This is a genomic window from Streptomyces sp. 150FB, assembly GCF_000818195.1.
In the GTDB taxonomy this organism is placed as follows: domain Bacteria; phylum Actinomycetota; class Actinomycetes; order Streptomycetales; family Streptomycetaceae; genus Streptomyces.
Map to the genome: position 1 here is coordinate 6628850 of NZ_JTHL01000001.1, position 4156 is coordinate 6633005.

Below are 4156 nucleotides of genomic sequence, written 5' to 3' on the forward strand. Positions count from 1 at the left end.
CGCCGCGAGGCGCACCGCGCCCGGCACCAGACCCACCGGCCGCAGCCAAGCGCACCGCACCCCCCCCGACGCCCAGCCGGAAGGCGTCACCGCGCGGACGGGATCCACCGGTACTGCAACTCCGGCCGCCCGACCTGCCCGTACTGCGGGCTCCGCCCCGCCCGCCCCTCCGTCACCAGGTGTTCCAGATACCGCCGCGCCGTGATCCGCGAGATGCCGACCTTCGCGCCCGCCTCCGCCGCCGTAAGCCCCGCCGCGTTGTCGCGCAGGGCGCGCGTCACCGCCTCCAGGGTGGGCGCGCTCAACCCCTTGGGCAGGCTGGCGGGTTGGGGCGCCCGCAGCGCGCCGAGTGCGCGGTCCACCTCGTCCTGGCCACTCGCCTCGCCCGCCGCCGCGCGGAACTCCGCGTACCGCACGAGCCGGTCGCGCAGCGTCGCGAAGGTGAAGGGCTTGAGCACGTACTGCACGACCCCGAGCGACACCCCCTCGCGCACGACCGCCAGATCCCGCGCCGAGGTGACGGCGATGACGTCCGCCTGGTGCCCGGCGGCCCGCAGGCCGCGCAGGAGCTGGAGGCCGTGGCCGTCAGGGAGGTAGAGGTCGAGGAGGATGAGGTCGATCCGCGTACGGTCGAGAACACGGGTCGCCTCGGCCCGTGAGTGCGCGGCGCCCGCGACGGTGAAGCCGCTGACCCGCCCGACGTAGAGCTGGTGCGCGTCGGCGGCGACCGGGTCGTCCTCGACCACGAGTACGCGGATGTCGGCGGTCATGAGGACGTCTCCACACTGTCGCGCGGCGCGACGACGGCGCCCAACGGCAGCCGCACGGTGAACTCCGCCCCGCCCCCGGCGCCTTCGGCGCTCCTGCCCCCGCTCCCGTCCCCGGCGCCTTCGGCGCCCCTGCTCCCGTCCCCGGCGCCTTCGGTGCCACGGACGAGCGACACCGTCCCGTGCGCCCGGTGCACCGCCTGCCGCACGAGCGCGAGCCCGAGCCCCCGCCCAGGCCCCCGCGTCGACCAGCCGCGCCGGAACACCACGTCGACGTCGCCGGGGGCGACCCCGGTGCCCGTGTCCCGTACGGTCAGGAGCAGTTGACCGTCGTCGACCAGCGCGGTGACGAACACCCGCGCCCCGTCCCGCCCGGCCCCACCGTCCCGCACCGCGTCCATCGCGTTGTCGATCAGGTTCCCCAGGATCGTCACCAGGTCGCGCGCGGGCAGTGTGGACGGCAGGACACCGTCGTCGATACGGCTGTCGTCGGTGAGGACCAGCTCGATGCCGCGCTCGTTGGCCTGGGCCGCCTTCCCCAGCAGCAGCGCGGCGAGCACGGGTTCGCCGACCGCGCCCACCACCCGGTCCGTCAGGGCCTGGGCCAGCTCCAGTTCGGCGGTGGCGAACTCAACGGCCTGCTGCACCCGGTCCAGTTCGATCAGCGAGACCACGGTGTGGAGCCGGTTCGCCGCCTCGTGCGCCTGTGAGCGCAGGGCCTGGGTGAAGCCGCGTTCCGAGTCCAACTCGCCCGACAGCGCCTGGAGTTCGGTGTGGTCGCGGAGGGTGATGACCGTACCGCGCCGCTCGCCGCCCACCACGGGCCGGGTGTTGACCACCACGATCCGGTCGTCCGTCATGTGTACCTCGTCCACGCGCGGCTCGGAGGCGAGCAGCGCGCCGGTGAGGGGGGAGGGCAGGCCGAGTTCGGCGACGGAGCGGCCCACCGCACTGTCGTCGAGGTCGAGCAGTTCGCGGCCGCCGTCGTTGATGAGCGCGATCCTGCGCGCGCCGTCGAGCATCAGCAGTCCTTCGCGCACGGCGTGCAGCGCGGCCTGGTGGTAGTCGTGCATCCGGCTCAGCTCGGCGGCGTTCATGCCGTGGGTGTGCCTGCGCAGCCGGGCGTTGATGACATACGTACCGAGCCCGCCGAGCAGCAGCGCGGCGCCCGCCGCGAGGGTAAGCAGCTTGAGCTGGTGTGCCACCTGCGTGGAGATGCGGTCCACGGTGATGCCGACGCTGACCAGACCGGTGATCCGGCCGCCGTCCCTGACCGGGGTGACGACGCGGATGGAGGGCCCGAGGGTCCCGGTGTACGTCTCGGTGAAGGTCCGGCCGCGCAGCGCCGGCGCCGTACGGCCGATGAACGGCATGCCGATCTGCCGGGGGTCGGGGTGCGTCCAGCGGATCCGCTGCGGATTCATGATGGTGACGAAGTCGACCCCGGTGTCGAGCCGTACCCGCTCCGCGTACGGCTGAAGCAGGGCGCTCGGGTCAGAGGTACGGATGGCGTCCCGTACGGACGGCGAGTCGGCCACGGCACGCCCGGCGGCCTGAACCTGCCGCGCGGCGGTCTCGTTCGCCTGGTCGCGGTCGCTGAGGTACGCGAAGACAGCGCAGCCCGCCACTATGGCCGCGACCAGCACGGCCTGCATCGCGAAGAGCTGGCCTGCGAGGCTGCGCGGGCGGCGGGGGAGATACATGGCCCAAGTCTGCCTGGCCGAATTCGTATGAACGAAATGCACGTAAGGGTGACCGGGGTCACATCGTGGTGGATAGTCGCCGGGACCCCTTGTGAGAGGGACCCCCTCGGGAGAGGGACGGTGCGGGACCGGGCATGTCAGGGCATCGCACGGCACCGCAGGAACGAGTCAAGGAGGACCCGTGGCCGCAGCACGGCGGGACCGTACGCATTTTCTGTACATCGCGGTGGTCGTTGCCGTCGCGCTCGGCATCCTGGTCGGTTTCACCGCGCCGGGCGTGGCCGTGCAGCTCAAACCGATCGGCACCGGTTTCGTCAGCCTGATCACGATGATGATCTCGCCGGTCATCTTCTGCACGATCGTGCTGGGCGTCGGTTCCGTCAGGAAGGCCGCGAAGGTCGGCGCCGTCGGCGGGCTCGCCCTCGGCTACTTCCTGGTGATGTCGACGGTCGCACTGGCCATCGGGCTGGTCGTCGGGAACGTACTGCACCCGGGCTCCGGACTGCACCTGACCGAGTCCGTACGCCACGCGGGCGCCGCACAGGCGGAGGGTACGTCCAGCTCCACCACGGACTTCCTGCTCGGCATCATCCCGAAGAGCATGTTCTCGGCCTTCACCGAGGGCTCGGTGCTCCAGACGCTGCTGATCGCGCTGCTGGCCGGCTTCGCCATCCAGGCGATGGGCCGCACGGGCGAGCCGCTGCTGCGGGGCGTGGAACACATCCAGCGCCTTGTCTTCCGCATCCTCGCGATGGTCATGTGGGCCGCGCCGATCGGCGCCTTCGGCGCGATCGCCGGTGTGGTCGGCGAGACGGGCGTCGACGCCCTGAAGGCGCTCGCCGTGATCATGATCGGCTTCTATGTCACGTGTGCGATCTTCGTGTTCATCATCCTCGGCGGACTGCTGAAGATGATCACGGGCGTCAACATCTTCTCGTTGCTGAAGTATCTGGCGCGCGAGTTCCTGCTGATCCTCTCCACGTCGTCGTCGGAGTCGGCCCTGCCGAGGCTGATCGCGAAGATGGAGCACCTCGGCGTGAGCCGGCCGGTCGTCGGCATCGTCGTGCCGACCGGCTACTCCTTCAACCTCGACGGCACAGCGATCTACCTGACGATGGCGTCGCTGTTCATCGCGGACGGGATGGACCGGCCGCTCGCGATCGGCGAGCAGATCTCGCTGCTCCTCTTCATGATCATCGCGTCCAAGGGGGCGGCGGGCGTCACGGGCGCCGGACTCGCGACGCTGGCCGGCGGACTCCAGTCGCACCGCCCCGAACTGGTCGACGGCGTCGGCCTGATCGTCGGCATCGACCGCTTCATGAGCGAGGCGCGGGCCCTGACCAACTTCGCGGGCAACGCGGTCGCCACGATGCTCGTCGGCACCTGGACGAAGGAGATCGACAGGGGGCGCGTGGACCGCGTACTCGCCGGTGATCTCCCCTTCGACGAGCGGACGTTGCTGGACGAGGGCCACGGCGGCACCCCCACCAAGGACCGGCCCGAGGGCCGGGGAACCGAGCAGGACCAGGACGTGCCGGAGCAGCGCGACGGCGACAAGACCCAGGCCGGGGTGTAGCCCCCCCCCACATCTCGGCCTTGAGGAAGACCGGCCCGTACGGAGACGACCTCCCGTACGGGCCGGTCCGCTGCCGGTACGGGAGGATGAGGCGGCCTGGGGTGGACGGC

At 71.4% G+C, this 4156-nt stretch carries 3 protein-coding genes; 1 reads left to right on the forward strand and 2 read right to left on the reverse strand.

Features of this window, described 5'->3' with window-relative positions; genetic code table 11:
- Positions 1-86 precede the first annotated feature (86 nt).
- Positions 87-770: a response regulator gene (locus tag QR77_RS28755; protein ID WP_040024940.1), complete on the reverse strand. Its 684-nt coding sequence runs from the start codon at positions 768-770 to the stop codon at positions 87-89.
- Positions 767-2470 carry a sensor histidine kinase gene (locus QR77_RS28760; protein ID WP_040024941.1) on the reverse strand — a complete coding sequence of 568 codons (1704 nt, stop codon included), beginning with the start codon at positions 2468-2470 and terminating at the stop codon, positions 767-769. The genes QR77_RS28755 and QR77_RS28760 overlap by 4 nt, the downstream gene beginning before the upstream one ends.
- A gap of 181 nt (positions 2471-2651) precedes the next feature.
- Here QR77_RS28760 and QR77_RS28765 point away from each other — a divergent pair, with 181 nt between their 5' ends.
- Positions 2652-4046: a cation:dicarboxylase symporter family transporter gene (locus QR77_RS28765; protein WP_052489123.1), complete on the forward strand. Its 1395-nt coding sequence runs from the start codon at positions 2652-2654 to the stop codon at positions 4044-4046.
- The last annotated feature ends 110 nt before the right edge of the window (positions 4047-4156 follow it).

Excerpts from the sequence above, each read along its gene's own strand:
- QR77_RS28755 (WP_040024940.1), bottom strand. The coding sequence starts at position 770 with ATGACCGCCGACATCCGCGTACTCGTGGTCGAGGACGACCCGGTCGCC.
- QR77_RS28760 (WP_040024941.1), bottom strand. The coding sequence starts at position 2,470 with ATGTATCTCCCCCGCCGCCCGCGCAGCCTCGCAGGCCAGCTCTTCGCG.